The following is a 16,926-nucleotide window of genomic DNA, read 5'->3' as shown; positions in this document are numbered from 1 at the left end:
GGATCGGTCGCACCTCGACCGCAGACGGGACCGGTCAATGGCGTTCCTCGGCGAACAACTCGGAACGGGTCTCACCCAGCAACTCGCGCAGGCGGTTGAGGGAGCGCATGCTCTGGCTCTTGACGACCGCGGTGGAGACGCCCACAACCTCGGCGGTCGTCTCCACGCTCAGGTCGTCCCAGTAGCGCAGGACGATGATCGCCCGATCCCGCAACGGCAGTGTGGCGACCGCGTCCAGCAACGTCATGCGCAGCTCGGCCGGATGTTCCTCGCCCCGCTCCGGCGGCGCCGACATCGCCAACTCGCTGCTGGAGCGGCGCCGCTGCTGGTCGATCATGCAGCGCAGCAGTATCTTGCGGGCGTACGCGTGGGGGTCGTCGGCCCGGCGGACCCGCCTCCAGTTGGCGTACACCTTGGCCAGCGTGGTCTGCGTGAGGTCCTGGGCGAGATGCCAGTCGCGGCACATCAGGAACGCGGCGTCGCGCAGCCGGCCAGCGGCCGCCTGCGCAAACTCCACGAAGTCTTCGTCAGCCATTCGACCGGGCCAGCGTCGAAAACCTCTTGGCACCGTTGACGACGTACTCGGCCGGCAGTTCCGTCCCCCAGGTCGGGTTGCCGGCAATCTCGGTCGCCTCCTTCACGGAGAGGACGGGCGGTGTCGGCACCGTCCCCTTGGCGTCCCAGACCAGACAGGTGGAGATCATCAGATCGACCCGGAGGCCACCGGGGTGGTGCACGGTGACCATCTTGTTCTGCACGCAGTTGTCGGGCATCTCGGTCAGCTCCACCGTTCCCGGGACAGGGTCGCCGCCGCGGTCGTCCCGGTAGATGGCAAGCCGCACCATCCCCGGCCCATATCCCCGGTCCAGGTAGACCTGGACGTAGGGCATGCCGGGGCGCGCGCCGATGCTCTCCAGGCTCGCATAACCGCTGGTCTTTCCCTTGGGTAGAAGCCGGGTCAGCAACTCCAGAGCGCCCTGCGGTGTGGTGGTCAGCAGTTCACCGTCCGGCCCGGCCCCGATCCTCAGGGTGTCGATCACCGTGGTCGAGGAAACCGGCGGCCCTGGCCGAAAGGGGTCTCTGCGCTGTTCTTCGTCGGTGCCCCCCTCCAACCCGCCCGGGGCGCCGTCCGGGGACCCAGCCGGAGACGGCGTGGCGGCGTCGACCGACCCACCCGGCGAGCCGGCGTTCGGCACGCCGGCCTGACCGGCATCATCCGCACCGACGCCGAGCGGCCCGGCGGCCAGGCCGATGACGAGCAGCATCGCCAACGCCGATCCGCCGACGCCGAACTGCGCCAGGCGCCGCTGACGGCGCAGCCGGCGGCCCTGCACCACCGACTGCTGGACCAGGTCACCCAACGGTGGGGCGGGGTGCCGGGCCAGGTCGTCCCTGAAACGCCCACGCACGTCACCCATGTCCCGTACCCCTCCTCGGCCGACCGCCCGCAGTGGCGATCCATCACTGACCTGACGGGTTGACCCGCCGTTTTGGTTACCGAATTTTCGGGGCGAATTCTCAGCCACCTGTGTCGGCGGGACGCGGCGTTCCAGTACGTGTGCGGCCACTTCCGTAGCGTCAGGTTCTCCTTGCCGCCGGTCCTGGCCCTGGCCGCGCGGGCGGCACAGTCGGTCAAGGCACAACCCGCAGAGCGTCCTAGGAGGTTAGGTCGTCGAATGTCCCGTCCCGGAGCCAGGCATCAGCCATCACCGTTGGCGATCGCGTCGTTCGGGCTCAGCCCGCCGCGTCCCGCTGACGGAGCGTTGCGCCAGGCGGACGTCGAAGGCTGCCGTGTGTGGCGTCCAAGCGGCCGGGAGATAACTTCGGCTCAGCGTTCGCAGTCCTCAGCCAGGAGATATCCGTGTCGCCACGACGCAGGCGGTGGCTAGCGTACGCGGATGAGCACTGTCCCGAATGCCGGCCTGCGCCTGTGGTTCTGCACCGGTCCGGGCGAGTTCCTCGCCGCTGCGGGTGACTACCTGGGTGCCGATCCGGTCGTCAGCACGGTCGTGACCACCATCGCGCACCGGCTGTTGTCGCAGCGGGCCGAGGGAATCCCGCAGTCCGACCGCACCTGGTGGCTGGTGGTCAGCGACGGTTCCGGCACGGTCGTCGGCGCCGGGATGCGCACCGCGCCGTATGCCCCGTACCCGCCGTTCCTGCTGCCCATGCCCGATGAGGCAGCCGTTGCGCTGGCTCGTGCCCTGCACAACCGCGGGGAGGAGGTCCTCGCGGTCAACGGGGCCCTGCCTGCCGTTGAGCTGTGCGCCGCCGAGCTGACCCGGCTCGGCGGAGGTCGAGTCCAGGTCACCCAGCACACTCGGCTGCACGAGCTCGGCGAGCTGACGTGGCCGCCACCAGCGCCAGGCAACCTGGTGGCCGCGACCGAGGACGACGTGGCACTGGTCACGCAGTGGGTCGCCGCGTTCATGGGCGACGCCGACGAACAGGCGGGCCGTCCGCGCGGTTCCAGTGCGCACGAAGCGCCCGACCAGGCGGAGATGCTGCGCCGACTCCACGCCGGACGGCTGTGGTTGTGGGTCGACGAGACGGGGAAGCCGGTGCACCTCACCGGTGCCAACCCACCGTCGTTCGGGGTGGCCCGGGTGGGCCCGGTGTACACACCGCCGGCTCAGCGCGGGCGTGGTTGGGCCAGCAACGCGGTCGCCGAGGTTTCCCGACGAATCCAGGCCGAGGGCGAGCGGGTCTGCCTGTTCACCGACCAGGCCAACCCGACGTCGAACAAGATCTACGCCGCCCTCGGCTACCGGCCGGTCGTCGACATGGCCAACCTCGTCATCGTCCGCTGACACCGAACGGGGCACGGCAGATCCGGCCATTCGGTCGAGCCCTGCCCGTCGTACAGTGCTGATTCCCGGGCACAAACTCACGCGACGACGAGGCGGCGGTGTTGAGACAGGAGGTCGCCGACGCGGTCCACAGGATGCGGTGAGATCGGGAAACGACGCCCGCCATGGACAACCGGTACGCCTCACCGAGGCGGGTCGGACGATCCTTTCGGAGCGCTTTCCGCCGATCGGTGGCCGTAGGAAACGGTTGTCCCAACCAGCAACACCGCTCCTGCGAAGAAGTACGTGTTGATTCCGATGCCGGTCCAGAACTCTCCTGTGGAGATGTCGGCTACCCCCACGAAGCCGCCGCGACGGACACCCGTGACCATCAGAATATTCTCGACCATCCCTGGGACACCCCGGATGACGAGCAGCACGCTGCCCGACAACAGTGGCGTCAGAAGTAACCACCGGGGAAGATGCCGGGCCCGCGGGCGGACTGTGGCGAGAACGACGGCTGCTCCGATGGCCGACATCGAGATGAGCACGACGTTGAAGATCACGTAGGCCCTCATGTCCCAGGGGCCATCACCGGTCGGATCGTCGCCTGGAAAGAACACCAGGATCACATGGGACACCACGAAGAAGATCAGCCAAGCGAAGGCGCCGTACGCCCAGCGAGGACCTCTGATAGCGGGCATACCAGCACCCTGGCCGCGCCAGCACCGTGACGCCTCCCTCCCTGGGTTGCTTCCACTCCCCCAGGCGAGCGAGGTGCGGCAGTGTCACCTCTGGCCGGACCGCCCTCGTCTTGGCTGGTAACGCCGGCGTCCGGCGCTTGCGGTAGGTGTGAGCTGACGCCCCACCCCAGAGGCCGGAAGGTCCCTACCCCTCTGATCCGTAACAGGCCCGAAACTACCGGTTGAAAACTCTGGAATTTTCTGCCAGCCTGAGAGCCATCGACAAGTGTGAACGTTAACAAGATCCCCTCAGCACTGGAGGCGCTTCACGCGACCATCAGGCCCACCACCTGCCAGGTGACCACGTCCACCACCGGAAGAGCCCAACGTTCACGATCACTCCCCACGGGCGACCGGGCCTACACGCCACCACGCTTCACCCCTGGCCAGGCAGCCCAAGTCGACTCGTATCCGGGCGGACGCCTGAGGTGAGTCCCGGCCCGATCGGGCGGACTCACCATCGTGCCCGCCGCGATCCGATCGGGGCCTCCCACCGGAACAGCGACAGCAATCCCCTACCCCACCACTGGAGGATCAGCATGGTTTCCCGGACCCGTCCCACCGGGCGTACCCGACTACGAACTCTCACTTTTTCCGGAACGGCGGCGATAATTCTGGCCCTGGCCGTGTCGCTGCTGCCCAATCTCGCCCAGGCCGCAGAGACGACCCTCGGCGCCGCCGCAGCCCAGTCTGGCCGGTACTTCGGTGCCGCTGTCGCCGCCAACAAACTCAACGACAGCGCCTACACGACGATCCTGAACCGCGAGTTCAACAGCGTCACTCCCGAGAACGAAATGAAGATCGACGCGACCGAGCCGCAGCAGAACAACTTCACCTTCAGCAACGCGGACCGGATCGTGAACCACGCCATCTCCCGGGGCTGGAAGGTCCGGGGCCACACCCTGGCCTGGTACTCGCAGCAGCCGGGCTGGATGCAGAGCATGGAGGGCACCGCGCTGCGCAACGCGATGCTGAACCACGTCACGCGGGTGGCCACCTACTACCGGGGCAAGATCGACTCGTGGGACGTGGTGAACGAGGCGTTCGAGGACGGCAACAGCGGCGCCCGCCGCAATTCGAACCTGCAGCGCACCGGCAACGACTGGATCGAGGCGGCGTTCCGCGCCGCCGACGCGGCCGACCCGAACGCGAAGCTCTGCTACAACGACTACAACACCGACAACTGGACCTGGGCCAAGACGCAGGCCGTGTACAACATGGTTCGCGACTTCAAGTCTCGTGGGGTGCCGATCGACTGCGTCGGCTTCCAGTCGCACTTCAACGCCAACTCGCCGTACAACAGCAACTACCGCACCACGCTGTCCAGCTTCGCCGCTCTCGGGGTGGACGTGCAGATCACCGAGTTGGACATCGAGGGATCCGGCACGACGCAGGCCAACACCTACCGCAGTGTGGTCAACGACTGCCTTGCCGTGGCTCGCTGCAACGGGGTCACCGTGTGGGGGGTGCGAGACTGCGACTCGTGGCGCTCCAGCGGCACTCCGCTGCTCTTCGAGTGCAACGGCAACAAGAAGGCCGCCTACACCTCCACCCTGGAGGCGCTGAACAGCGCCGGCCCCACCAACCCGCCCACCGACCCACCCACCGACCCGCCCACCAACCCACCGACCAACCCGCCCGGCTCCGCCAGCGAGATCGTCGGCACGCAGTCGGGCCGGTGTGTCGATGTGCCCAACGCTTCGACCAGCAACGGCACCCGGGTGCAGCTCTACGACTGCAACAAGCAGACCAACCAGGCATGGACCTACACCTCGGCCAAACAGCTACAGGTGTACGGGAACATGTGCCTCGACGCCGCCGGGACCGGCAACGGTGCGGCGGTGCAGATCTACAGCTGTCACAGCCAGACCAACCAGCAGTGGAACGTCAACTCCAACGGCACCATCAGCAATGTGCAGTCGGGACGATGCCTGGACGTCTGGAGCACCGCCAACGGTGCCCAGATCCAGCTCTACGACTGCCACGGACAGACCAACCAGCAGTTCCGGCTTGCCGCCCTGGGCGGCGGCTCGACCCCGACGCCGACACCGACGACGCCGCCGCCGACCGGCGGCACGTGTGACCTTCCTTCGTCGTACCGCTGGTCGTCGACGGGCGCGCTGGCGCAGCCGAGGTCCGGGTGGGTGTCGCTCAAGGACTTCACCGTCGCCCCCTACAACGGCCAGCAACTCGTCTACGCCACCACCCACGACACCGGCACCACGTGGGGCTCGATGAACTTTGGCCTCTTCAGCAACTACTCGCAGATGGGCTCGGCCAGCCAGAACGCGATGAACTCGGCAACCGTCGCACCGTCGCTGTTCTACTTCGCGCCGCGCAACATCTGGGTGCTGGCCTACCAGTGGGGCGGCACGGCCTTCTCGTACCGGACCTCCAGCGACCCGACCAACCCGAACGGGTGGTCGTCGCCGCAGACACTGTTCACCGGAAGCATCTCCAACTCCAGCACCGGCCCGATCGACCAGGCACTCATCGGTGACGACCAGAACATGTACCTGTTCTTCGCCGGAGACAACGGCCGGATCTACCGGGCCAGCATGCCCATCGGGAACTTCCCGGGCAGCTTCGGCTCCAACTACACGACGATCATGACCGACACGACAAACAACCTCTTCGAGGCCGTTCAGGTCTACAAGCTCCAGGGCCTGAACAAGTACCTCATGATCGTCGAGGCGATCGGCGCGAACGGGCGCTACTTCCGGTCGTTCACGGCCACCAGCCTCGGTGGTACGTGGACGCCGCAGGCCACGTCCGAGAGCAACCCGTTCGCCGGCAAGGCCAACAGCAGCGCCACCTGGACCAACGACATCAGCCACGGCGAGCTGCTGCGCACCAACGCCGATCAGACCATGACCGTCGACGCCTGCAACCTGCAACTGCTCTACCAGGGCCGTTCTCCCAGCTCTGGCGGTGACTACGGGCTCCTGCCGTACCGGCCGGGTCTGCTGACGCTGCAACGCTGACGACCGGACATCGCCGGGGCGGGTGGGCTCGGCACCACACCGAGCCCACCCGCCCCGCACCCATCCACCACCAGGAGGTAGCGATAGTGCGAGGACACGGACACCACCCCCCGCCCTCGGGGAACACCCATGGCGACCGAGGGTCCGCCCGGTTTCGGGGACGGATGGTCAAGCTCGCCGCGGCCGGGATCGCAGCCGTCGTCGGGTTGTTCACCATCACCGTGGCGACCGGCTCGGCGTCGGCCGCCGACAACCCGTACCAGCGGGGCCCGGACCCCACGCAGGCCAGCGTCACCGCCGTGAACGGCCCCTTCGCCAACACCTCGGTCAGCGTCCCGACCGGGTACGGCTTCAACGGCGGCAGGATCTACTACCCGACCGACACCAGTCAGGGCACCTTCGGGGCCATCGCGATCTCGCCGGGTTACACAGCGTTGTTCTCCGCCGAACTCGCCTGGATGGGACCGTGGCTGGCCTCCCACGGCTTCGTCGTGATCGGCATCGAGACCAACAGCCGCAACGACTTCGACACCGCCCGAGGCACCCAGTTGCTCGCCGCACTGGACTACCTCACCCAGCAGAGCCCGGTACGTGACCGGGTCGACCCCAACCGGTTGGCGGTCGCCGGTCACTCCATGGGCGGCGGTGGCGCGCTGAGCGCAGCCACCCGCCGCCCGTCGTTGAAAGCAGTGGTCGGCATCGCGCCGTACTCGCCGTCGTCGAACCTGGCCAACGACCGGGTGCCCACCATGATCTTCGCCGGACAGGCGGACACGGTGGTCACCCCGTCCTACGCCACCGGCCTGTACAACAGCCTCCCGGCTACGACGGAGAGCGTCTACCTGGAGGTCGCCGGTGCCGATCATGGCTTCATGGTCGGACGGTCGAACCCGGTGATGGTCCGGACCATGCTGCCGTTCGTCAAGATGTTCATCGACAACGACACCCGGTACAGCCAGTTCCTCTGCCCACTGCTGGACTCCAGCGGCGTGGTCACCTACCGCAGCACGTGCCCGTTGCTGCCCTCGACACCGCCCACCTCGACGCCGACCCCCACCGATCCGCCGACCCCCACCCCGACGCCCACCGTCCCGCCCGGCTCCGCCAGCGAAATCGTCGGCAGCCAGTCCAGCCGGTGCATCGACGTACCCAACGCCTCGCGTAACAACGGCACGCGGGTCCAGCTCTACGACTGCAACAAGCAGACCAACCAGGCATGGACCTACACCTCCAGCAAACAACTGCAGGTGTACGGCACCATGTGCCTCGACGCGGCAGGTACCGGCAACGGTGCGGCGGTCCAGATCTACAGCTGCCACAGCCAGACCAACCAACAGTGGAACCTCAACTCCAACGGCACCATCAGCAACGTCCAGTCCGGACGCTGCCTCGACACCTGGAGCACCACCAACGGAGCCCAGATCCAGCTCTACGACTGCCACGGACGAACCAACCAGCAGTTCCGACTCGCCGCCCTCGCACGATGATCACGGCTGGCTCCGCGCACAACCTGTTCGAGGGTGTGCAGATCCCGCCAGCGGTAGGGCGAAACACCTGACACAGGACGGACTGGAACGGGCGGGCCCGGCGTCACGCCGGGTCCGCCCGCATCCGGTGAAGGCCACGCCTTGATTCGGCCAGCCGCTTATTACTCGGCTTCGACCTCGGTGCGGTAGGCAGTCATGCCGCGTCGCTGATAGTTGCGCAATGCATTCGGATGGTCCAACGAGCATGTGTGCAGCCAAACCCTGCGTATAGCCGGAGACTCCACGGCCTCACTGTCCCAAGCTTGCCGGATGGTCAGCGTCAGCGCATGGCCACCGAGACCCCTCCCGACATATTCGGGCAACAGCCCAAAGGCGGTGATCTCCACATCTCCGTCAGGCTGGGGTTCCAGATTCGCAACCCCCACGGTCTCGTCCTCCAGGTTGATGAACCAGTACTGGCGCAGCGGACGACACCGCATCAGTTCCTGCCACTCTTCGTCAGTGCGAGACGCACTCCGCCACCCGTAAGGGGCTCCGACCTGAGCATTGGTGGCACGCACGAGCGGCAGGCCACCGTCGACGCGCCGCAGGAGAAGTTCCGGCACCACCTTCCCCGGTCGCAGGTCCGTGGGGTCATTCATCTCCAGGTAGGTGACAACCTTCGCCATGCCGGCAGGCTACCCAGGCGAGGTTCGATGCGCGGCTGCCGGCTACACGAACGGTCCGATCCGTGCTGATGACGGTGCGTCTACAGCCAGTCGTGTTCGCGGGCGTAGCGGGCCGCTTCGTGGCGGGTCCGGGTCTGGGTCTTCCGCATCGCGTTGGAGAGATAGTTGCGGACGGTGCCCGGAGCGAGGTGGAGCCGCGCGGCGATGTCGACGACCGAGTAGCCCTCGCCGGTGACCCGCAGGACGTCGACTTCACGGTCGGTGAGCGGGCAGTCCTCGGTGACGGCGAGCGCGGACACGTCCGGGTCGATCCAGCGTTTTCCCGCGTGCAGGGTCGCGATGACCGAGGTGATGTGGGCCGGCTCGGCGGACTTGCTGACGAAGCCCTGGACGCCGAGCTTCAGCGCCTTACGCAGCACGCCGGGGCGGGCGTGCCGGGTCAGCATGAGGATCACCTGCTCCGGTCGCTCGCGGCGGATCTCGGCGACCGCGCCCAGGCCGTCCACACCCGGCATCTCCAGGTCGATGACCAGCACGTCGGGGCGGTGTCGCAGGGTGGCGGCGATCGCTGTCTGGCCGTCCTGCGCTTCGGCGAGCACAGTGATGTCGCCCTCCATCGGCAGCAGCGCCGCCAGGGCCGTGCGCAGCAGTGCCTCGTCGTCGGCGAGCACGATTGTGGTCATCGGCGGTCCTTTCCCGTGACGGTCGGGGCCGCGTCGGCCCGCGCGGGTGGGAAGACCGCTGCGGTCAGGAACCGCTGGTCCTTCTGTTCCACTGTCAGGTCGCCTCCGTCGCCTGCCACCCGTTGCCTCAGCGCCGCCAGTCCCCTGAGCTCGGGGGCCGTGGTGGCGGTCACGCCGTCGTTGACGATGGTGATGCCCGACGCGGTGAGCGTGATCTGCACCTGGGTGGCCTGCGCGTGCCGCAGGATGTTGGTGGTCGTCTCCCGCAGCACCTGCCCGAGCAGTTCGCTGACGCGGGCGTCGACCTCGGCCTCCCGGGTCACCCGGACCCGGATGCCGGCGGCCTCGAACAGGTTTTTCGCGTTCTCGATCTCCGCGGTGAGGTTGAGCCGCCGTTGCGCGTAGGCGAGTTCCTTGGTCTGCGCGATGGTGTCGCTGACCAACGTGTACGTCTCCCGCAGTTCCTTCTCCGCCCGAGCTGTGTCGTTGAGCAGCAGTCGCTGGGCGAGGGCGATCTTCAGCTTGACCACGTGCAGGGTGTGGCCCTGGATGTCGTGCAGGTCGCTGGCGAACCGCACGCGCTCCCGGACCACTGCCAGCTCCGCCTCGCGTTCCCGGGTCTGTTCGAGCTCCCGGATGAGGTCGTAGAACCGCTCGCCCACCACGGTGAAGACCGTCACGATGACGGTGAGGGCGGTCGGGATGAGGACGTAGGTGACCAGGACGTGACCTACGTCGTCCCGCTGCACCAGCAGCCGCGCCGCGCCGACGGCGGCGACGTAGGTGAACAGTCCCGCCACCACCAGCTTCCGGTGTCGTCGCACCTCGCGCAGGGCAAGCGAGCCGACGGCGCAGAAACCCCAGTAGGCGTTGGGGCTGCCAACCACCAGGACCCCGAGCGGCCAGACCGCTGCCGCTACGACCAGGCAGGGCAGCGCGACCCGGGCGAGGTCGTTGGCCGTCCACCGTTCGAAGGCCACCACGCCCGCCACGGCCCCCGGCGCCAGGACGACGACGTGCCACCAGGTACGCGCATCGGTGTAGAGCAGGACCGCCGCGGCGAACACCACCGGCGGCAGTGACGTGGCCAGGTTGAGCCGGCGCAGCCTTCCCTGCGTCGACTCGGTGAAGCGCGGCGATCTCCCGGTCACCACCTCAGTATCCGGCAGCAAGGGGTCACGACCAGTGACACCACGTCACATGCGGTGGTGACGTGGTGCCACTGACGGGTCGGCCGCGCCCGCGCTGTCATTGGGTACATGTCCACCACACCTGTCATCGAAGTCGAGCGGCTGAACCTCACCTACGGCGACTTCCACGCCGTGAAGGACCTCTCCTTCGAGGTACGGCCCGGAGAGCTCTACGCGCTGCTGGGCACCAACGGAGCTGGAAAGACCTCGACCCTGGAGGTTGTCGAGGGACACCGGAGGCCAACCTCGGGCACCGTACGCGTCTTCGGGCGCAGCCCCGACGACCGGCGAGCGGTACGTCCCCGAATGGGCGTCATGCTCCAGGAGAGCGGATTCTCCCCGGACCTCACCGTCCGTGAGTCCGTCGGTCTGGTCGGCCGGCTCACCCGACGCACCGACGACGTCGACCGGGTGCTCGACCTGGTCGACCTCACCGGCCGGGCCCGCCGCAAGGTGTCGCAGCTGTCCGGCGGGGAGAAGCGGCGGCTGGACTTCGCCACCGCGGTCTACGGCACCCCGGAGCTGATCTTCCTGGACGAGCCGACCACCGGCCTCGACATCCAGTCCCGCGACGCCGTCTGGGCGACGGTGGACCGGCTGCGGGAGAACGGCGCGACCATCGTGCTCACCACGCACTACCTGGAGGAGGCCCAACAGCGCGCGGACCGGATCGGGCTGATGCACGAGGGCGCCTTCCACCGGGAGGGCACCGTCTCCGAGCTGACCCGAACACTGCCCGCGGTCATCCGCTTCTCCCTCCCGGCATCGGCGCCGACGCTGCCGGTGCGGGCCGCCGTCGACGCGGACGGGAAGGCCGTCGTCGAGACCTTCGAGCTGCAGAGGGACCTGCACCTCCTACTCGGCTGGGCGCAGGACCACAGCGTGGAGCTGCGCGACCTGGCGGCGGGGCCGACCCGGCTCGACGACGTCTTCCGTGCCATCAACAGTTGATTCGTTCTTCCGACAGGAGCGTCACCGTGTTGTCCATCGCGTCCAGCGAACTGATCCAACTCTTCCGCAACCGACTGGTGCTGATCACCAGCCTCATCATCCCGGTAGTCGTCAGCGCGTACTTCGTCCGTCAGCACGAGACCTTCGCCGACATCGGGAGTCTCGGCTACATCGCCGCGATCGTCATGTTCACGATCGCCGCGTTCGGGCTCTACGCCACCGCCGTCACCACCCTGGCCTCCCGGCGGCAGAATCTCTTCCTCAAGCGGCTGCGCTCCACCGCCGCAAGCGACACGAGCATCCTCGCCGGGCTGCTGCTGCCCGTGGTCGTGCTCGCCGTGGTGCAGGTGACAGCGATCCTGACCGCCCTGGCCGTGGTCGCCGGCGGACCGGCGAACGTCGCCCTGCTGGTGGTGGCGACCATCGCGGCCCTGGCCATGCTGATCGGCCTCGCGCTGGCCACCGCCGGGCTGACGAACTCCCCCGAACACGCCCAGGTCACCACCCTGCCCGTCACACTCGGGGTGATCGCCGTGACCACCTGGGTGGGCATCTCCGGCACCGAGAACCTCGCCTGGCTCAAGCGACTCCTGCCCGGCGGCGCCGCCACCGAACTGACCATGAACGCCTGGAACGGCGGCGTCGCCGTAACCGACTCCCTGCTCCTGCTCGCACCCACCCTCGCCTGGGTCGCCATCGCCGTCGCCCTCGCCACCCGACTCTTCCGCTGGGAGCCCCGCCGATGACCACCGAACCCCAGTTCGACGCCCCGACCCTGGTGGAAGATCTCCTACTGCTTCTGTTCCAACCCAGATCCGGGACCATCGCGGGAGAGAACACGCTCTTCTACGTCCTCGGCGGGGCCGTCCTCGCGGATCTCGCCCTCGGCGATCACCTGACCACGGAGGCCCGGGGGCGGGTCAGAAGCGTGGCGAGTCACCCACCGTCGGATGGCCTCCTGCGGCCGGCATGGGACTACCTCGTCGAGAAACCGAGGGGGGTGCAGACGGCACTGGCCGCGATCGGCCCCGCCCTGCGCAAGCCGGTTCTGGAGCGGCTCGTCGCACGAGGCGACATCGACCAGGAGCCCCGTAAGGTGCTCGGCCTGTTCCGGACGACGGCCCTGCGGGAGGGCAGAACCGAACGACGGGCCCGCCTGCTCGCCGACGTTCGGCGGGTCCTCGTGGACGGCGCGGAGCCGCAAGCCCGTATCGCCGCGCTCACGGCGCTGCTCTCGGCGAGCGGAACGCTCCCACAGTTCCACCGCGAGATCCCGTGGACGTCACCGGTGATCAGCCGGGCCAAGGAACTCGAGCGGGGCGACTGGGGTGCCGACGCCGCGGCGGCAGCCGTGACCCGCACCGTGACGGCCACTGTCGTCAACAGCGCCATCGTGGCCATCACCGTGCTTCCTCGAAGCTAGGGCCTGTCCCCGTATCTGGAAAGGAGGCCCGCGTGACCTCCCCGCCTCCCGCTTCGCCTGCTGGCAGCAGGCCCACCCGTCGCGTGCGACGGCGCTGGCTGCGGATCGTCTCCGGCGTCCTCGCCACTGTCGTGGCCGCCGTCAGCATCGGTGTCGCCGCTCTTCAGCTCGGCCTGCCCTGGCAGATGGGCGAGGGCGACCGCAACCACGTCTATGACGGCGACGCCGGTTCGCAGCGCTACCAGGTCCACCTTCCTCCCCAACACGACGGGACGGCCCGGCTGCCGGTCGTCATGGCGATCCACGGCTGTGCGATGACCGGCTACGGGTGGAACTCCATGAAGTCCACGACCCAGTTCAACCGCCTGGCCGACCGGGAGGGCTTCATCGTCGTCTACCCCACGCAACTGATCTCCCGCAACGTGATCGCCTGCTGGAACTCGACCGACCCCCGGGAGCAGCATCGAGACAGCGGCGAACCCGCGCTGCTCGCCGGTGTCGCCCGCCAGGTGGTCGAGAGGTACGACGCGGATCCGGATCGGGTGCACGTGGCCGGCGCCTCGTCGGGCGCGGGGACCGCGGTCATCCTCGCCGTCACCCACCCGGACGTCTTCGCCACGGCGACCTCGGTCGCCGGCGGGGAGTACGGGCTCGACCAGGTCGACCCGGACGACCCGGACTCGACGTCGCCGCTGGACACGGCCCGTCAAGCCTGGGCCCAGATGGGTGAGCGGGCCCGGCGGGTGCCGCTGCTGGTCATCCAGGGCGAACAGGACGAGGTCGTGCCACCCCTGGTCGCCACCCGACTCGTCGCGCACTGGACCGCAGTGGGCGACCTCGTCGACGACGGACTACCCAACGACAGCCTCGACCTGACCGAGAAGACCGTGTCGGTGCCGGCCGAAGCGGGCCGGCACGCGTACACGCACTCGACGATCACGGCACCGGACGGCTCGTCGATCGTCGAGTCGTACCGCGTCCAGGACATGGGGCACGCCTGGCCCGGCCCCGACGGCGACGGCCGCTACACCGATCACGCGGGTCCCGACGCCAGCGAGATCGTATGGCGGTTCGCCGAGCGCCACCCGATGCGGTGACGTCCGCCCCTCGGCGGCTACGGTGCGGACGTCGCCGAGGGGCGGTTGACGGCGGCCTCGACCGCGGTGCCGATGCGCGTCAACGCGGTCAGCTCGTGGGGTTCGAGCTGGTCGATCAGGTATTCGCGGACCGCCGCGACATGTCCCGGTGCCGCGGCCACGACAACCTCGTAACCGGCCTCGGTCAGGATCGCGTTGGTGGCTCTGCCGGGGCCAGGGATCCGGGCGCGCGCGAGCAGGCCGCGTCTCTCCAGCCGTCCGACGACGTGCGACAGGCGGGACAGCGACGCCGCCGTTCGTTCGGCGAGGCGGCTCATCTGCATCATGCGCTCCGGCTCCTCGGAGAGGACCGAGAGCACCACGTACTCGAAGAAGGTCAACTGGGACTCGCGTTGCATACGCGCATCCAGGGCAGCCGGCAGGCTGATCATGAGCGCGGAGTTGGCCAGCCACGCTGCCCGCTCGTCGTCATTCAGCCACGGCGTTCCGGCATCGGTCCCGGCCGGCCTACCCGTCTCCTTCTCAGTCATGAGGTCACCCTACTGACCACTTGTTGACGCTTCAAGTTCGAGGGTGTAGAACTTGAAGCGTCAAGTTCAGCCGGACGCTTCATCGGAGCGCGGACCGCCCGTCGATCTAGGAAGGACCATGCGATGCACAGCACATCAGTGGGAGGCCTTGAGGTCTCGCGCATCGGGCTCGGAGCCATGGGAATGTCGGCCTTCTACACCGGCGCCGGCCGCGACGAAGCCGAATCGATCCGCACCATCCGTCGCGCCCTGGACCTCGGCGTCACCCACCTGGACACCGCAGAGGTGTACGGCCCGTACGTCAACGAGGAGTTGGTGGGTCGCGCGATCAACGGCCGCCGGGACGAGGTGATCCTTGCCAGCAAGTTCGGCCTCATCTCCCACACCGGTAGGCCAGGGCCGGACAGCACCCCCGCCAGCATCCGCGCGGCCGTGGACGGGTCACTGCGGCGGCTCGGCACCGACCACATCGATCTCTACTACCAGCACCGGGTCGACCGGGACACCCCGATCGAGGAGACGATGGGAGCCTTGAGCGAGCTGGTGACAGTGGGCAAGGTGCGCCACATCGGCCTGTCGGAGGCGTCCGCGGCCACGATCCGTCGGGCTCACGCGGTTCATGCGGTGGCCGCCGTCCAGACGGAGTACTCGCTGTGGACCCGCGACCCCGAGACCGACGTGCTGCCCACGCTGCGGGAACTCGGCATCGGCCTCGTGCCCTACTCGCCGCTCGGGCATGGCTTCCTCACCGGCGACATCCGCTCCCTCGACGGTTTGGATGCCACCGACTGGCGGCGCACCAATCCCCGGTTCACCGGCGACAACCTCACGCACAACCTGCGCATCGCCGACGAGGTCCGCGACGTCGCCGGCGAGGTGGGTGCCACGGCCGCGCAGATCGCCCTGGCCTGGCTCCTGGCGCAGGGCGAGGGCATCGCGCCCATCCCGGGCACCAGGCGCGTCGACCGGGTCGAGGAGAACTGCGCCGCCGACAACATCCAACTCACCGCTGGCCAGATCGCCCGGCTGAACAACCTGACCCCGGCGGCCGGCGATCGCCACGCACAGGCCGACATGGCCGCCATCGACGGTTGAGCAGAGCAGACGTACCAGCGGCCGCCCCACGTTCGCAGGTCAAGGAATGGAGCCGAACAGCATGCAGGGCAAGATGATTCGGGTCGGCATCATCGGTGCGGACACGAAGGCAAGTTGGGCCGGGGCAGCACACATCCCCGCACTCGCGGCACAGCCGCAGTTCGTCCTGGCCGCCGTGGCCACACGTCACGAGAAGAGCGCTCGCGATGCCGCAGGGGCTTTCGGTGCCGAGCGCTGGTACGCCGATCCCCTCGAGCTCATCAACGATCCGTCGATCGACCTCGTCACCGTGGCGGTCAAGGTCCCCGCCCACCGCGACCTCGTGCTTCCCGCCCTCGCCGCAAACAAGGCCGTGTATTCCGAGTCGCCGCTGGGAGCCACCGTCGCGCAGACAGAGGAGATGGCCGAAGCCGCCGGATCGCTGCACACCGCAATCGGCCTCCAGGGCCGGCTCAACCCCTCGGTCCGCCGCGCGGCAGAGATCATCAAGGCGGGGCGACTCGGCCGGCTGCTCTCGGCGCGGGTCGCCGCGACGACCTTCGGAAACGGCCCCGAGTCGGTGAGCGCTTACGAGTACTTCGACAGGGCCGCAACGGGCGCCGGATTCCTGACGATCGCGGCGGGCCACGTTCTGGACGTGGTCGAGGCCGTACTCGGTGACATCACCGAGGTCGACGCGCGCACGGAGACCCTCTGGCCGGAGGTGAAGCTGATGGACACCGGTGCCATCTCCGTCCGGGAGGTGCCGGACCACCTCGACGCCATCGTCAAGACCTCGTCGGGCGCCCCCGTAGGTGTGCAGATCCTGGCCGGCGTGCCCCCGACGGACGCCGCATTCAGCCTGGAGGTCCGCGGCTCCGATGGCTGGCTGAGACTGACCGGCAACCACCCGGCGGGCGTTCAGGTCGGCGACCTCATGCTGTCGTCGAGCGTCGACTTCGCCGTACCCGACCGCCCCGTCGCCACCGGGGCCGGCCCGACCGCCGCGGAGATCTGGAGCGGCGCCTCCATCAACGTGGGCGAGGTGTACGCCAGCCTGGCACGCGACATCGCCAACGGAACCCACCACACGCCCGGCTTCGGGCACGCCGTTCACAACAGCCGCCTCATCGCCAGAGTTGAGCGGGCCGCCCGAACCGGCACCCGCCAGTAGGGAGAACATGACCATGCATGATCAAGAGCAAATCGCGCGTGCCGATGTCCTGCGGCGCATGGAGACGGCCGCCCGCACCCAGGTGGGCTATCCCAGAGGTTTCCCGACCCGGAGCTTTCAAGCGGTCAGGAAA

At 68.4% G+C, this 16,926-nt stretch carries 16 protein-coding genes; 9 read left to right on the top strand and 7 right to left on the bottom strand.

Annotation, left to right across the window (positions count from 1 at the left end; translation table 11 throughout):
• Nucleotides 1–34 precede the first annotated feature (34 nt).
• Both OH804_RS06615 and OH804_RS06610 read right to left on the bottom strand, forming a co-directional pair.
• The gene (locus tag OH804_RS06615) at nt 35–535 is read right to left on the bottom strand and encodes a SigE family RNA polymerase sigma factor (RefSeq protein ID WP_196923962.1); all 501 of its coding nucleotides are present in this window, start codon (nt 533–535) and stop codon (nt 35–37) included.
• On the bottom strand, nt 528–1,418 hold the full coding sequence (locus tag OH804_RS06610; protein ID WP_406063540.1) for a hypothetical protein: 891 nt from the start codon (nt 1,416–1,418) through the stop codon (nt 528–530). Before OH804_RS06610 ends, OH804_RS06615 begins: the two co-directional genes overlap by 8 nt.
• A 480-nt stretch (nt 1,419–1,898) precedes the next feature.
• Here OH804_RS06610 and OH804_RS06605 point away from each other — a divergent pair, with 480 nt between their 5' ends.
• Complete coding sequence (locus OH804_RS06605) at nt 1,899–2,810, top strand: GNAT family N-acetyltransferase (RefSeq protein WP_406063538.1); 912 nt, start codon at nt 1,899–1,901, stop codon at nt 2,808–2,810.
• Nucleotides 2,811–2,992: 182 nt separating this feature from the next.
• On the opposite strand, the gene OH804_RS06600 is transcribed toward OH804_RS06605, so the two are convergent.
• On the bottom strand, nt 2,993–3,493 hold the full coding sequence (locus OH804_RS06600; protein WP_406063536.1) for a hypothetical protein: 501 nt from the start codon (nt 3,491–3,493) through the stop codon (nt 2,993–2,995).
• 578 nt (nt 3,494–4,071) lie between these two features.
• Between OH804_RS06600 and OH804_RS06595 the strand changes: the two genes are divergently transcribed.
• Both OH804_RS06595 and OH804_RS06590 read left to right on the top strand, forming a co-directional pair.
• Nucleotides 4,072–6,516, top strand: coding sequence for a non-reducing end alpha-L-arabinofuranosidase family hydrolase (locus OH804_RS06595; RefSeq protein WP_406063534.1), 2,445 nt, complete (start codon nt 4,072–4,074; stop codon nt 6,514–6,516).
• Between the two features lie 164 nt (nt 6,517–6,680).
• Nucleotides 6,681–8,003: a ricin-type beta-trefoil lectin domain protein gene (locus tag OH804_RS06590; protein ID WP_406063532.1), complete on the top strand. Its 1,323-nt coding sequence runs from the start codon at nt 6,681–6,683 to the stop codon at nt 8,001–8,003.
• A gap of 161 nt (nt 8,004–8,164) precedes the next feature.
• Here the strand turns inward: OH804_RS06590 and OH804_RS06585 are convergent, their stop codons facing one another.
• The 3 genes from OH804_RS06585 to OH804_RS06575 form a co-directional block, all read right to left on the bottom strand.
• Complete coding sequence (locus OH804_RS06585; RefSeq protein WP_406063530.1) at nt 8,165–8,671, bottom strand: GNAT family N-acetyltransferase; 507 nt, start codon at nt 8,669–8,671, stop codon at nt 8,165–8,167.
• Between the two features lie 80 nt (nt 8,672–8,751).
• The gene (locus tag OH804_RS06580; RefSeq protein ID WP_196923969.1) at nt 8,752–9,354 is read right to left on the bottom strand and encodes a DNA-binding response regulator; all 603 of its coding nucleotides are present in this window, start codon (nt 9,352–9,354) and stop codon (nt 8,752–8,754) included.
• Nucleotides 9,351–10,505 (bottom strand): sensor histidine kinase, encoded by a 1,155-nt coding sequence (locus OH804_RS06575; protein WP_196923970.1) that lies wholly within the window; start codon nt 10,503–10,505, stop codon nt 9,351–9,353. Before OH804_RS06575 ends, OH804_RS06580 begins: the two co-directional genes overlap by 4 nt.
• A gap of 108 nt (nt 10,506–10,613) precedes the next feature.
• Here OH804_RS06575 and OH804_RS06570 point away from each other — a divergent pair, with 108 nt between their 5' ends.
• From OH804_RS06570 to OH804_RS06555, 4 genes are read left to right on the top strand one after another with little or no spacing between them, the layout of a single operon-like run.
• Nucleotides 10,614–11,495 (top strand): ABC transporter ATP-binding protein, encoded by an 882-nt coding sequence (locus OH804_RS06570; protein ID WP_196923971.1) that lies wholly within the window; start codon nt 10,614–10,616, stop codon nt 11,493–11,495.
• 26 nt (nt 11,496–11,521) lie between these two features.
• Nucleotides 11,522–12,241: an ABC transporter permease gene (locus tag OH804_RS06565; RefSeq protein ID WP_196923972.1), complete on the top strand. Its 720-nt coding sequence runs from the start codon at nt 11,522–11,524 to the stop codon at nt 12,239–12,241.
• Nucleotides 12,238–12,918: a GPP34 family phosphoprotein gene (locus tag OH804_RS06560; RefSeq protein ID WP_406063527.1), complete on the top strand. Its 681-nt coding sequence runs from the start codon at nt 12,238–12,240 to the stop codon at nt 12,916–12,918. The genes OH804_RS06565 and OH804_RS06560 overlap by 4 nt, the downstream gene beginning before the upstream one ends.
• 32 nt (nt 12,919–12,950) lie before the next feature.
• Nucleotides 12,951–14,015 (top strand): alpha/beta hydrolase family esterase, encoded by a 1,065-nt coding sequence (locus OH804_RS06555; protein ID WP_406063525.1) that lies wholly within the window; start codon nt 12,951–12,953, stop codon nt 14,013–14,015.
• A 17-nt stretch (nt 14,016–14,032) separates the two neighbouring features.
• Here OH804_RS06555 and OH804_RS06550 read toward each other — a convergent pair whose 3' ends face one another.
• The gene (locus OH804_RS06550) at nt 14,033–14,545 is read right to left on the bottom strand and encodes a MarR family winged helix-turn-helix transcriptional regulator (RefSeq protein WP_406063523.1); all 513 of its coding nucleotides are present in this window, start codon (nt 14,543–14,545) and stop codon (nt 14,033–14,035) included.
• Nucleotides 14,546–14,668: 123 nt separating this feature from the next.
• Between OH804_RS06550 and OH804_RS06545 the strand changes: the two genes are divergently transcribed.
• Nucleotides 14,669–15,640, top strand: coding sequence for an aldo/keto reductase (locus OH804_RS06545; RefSeq protein ID WP_406063521.1), 972 nt, complete (start codon nt 14,669–14,671; stop codon nt 15,638–15,640).
• A 46-nt stretch (nt 15,641–15,686) separates the two neighbouring features.
• Complete coding sequence (locus tag OH804_RS06540) at nt 15,687–16,793, top strand: Gfo/Idh/MocA family protein (RefSeq protein ID WP_406063519.1); 1,107 nt, start codon at nt 15,687–15,689, stop codon at nt 16,791–16,793.
• Nucleotides 16,794–16,926: the final 133 nt, after the last annotated feature.

The sequence above is a fragment of the Micromonospora sp. NBC_00860 genome (genome assembly GCF_045207375.1).
In the GTDB taxonomy this organism is placed as follows: domain Bacteria; phylum Actinomycetota; class Actinomycetes; order Mycobacteriales; family Micromonosporaceae; genus Micromonospora; species Micromonospora vinacea.
This window is presented reverse-complemented; position numbering and strand designations above follow the sequence as displayed.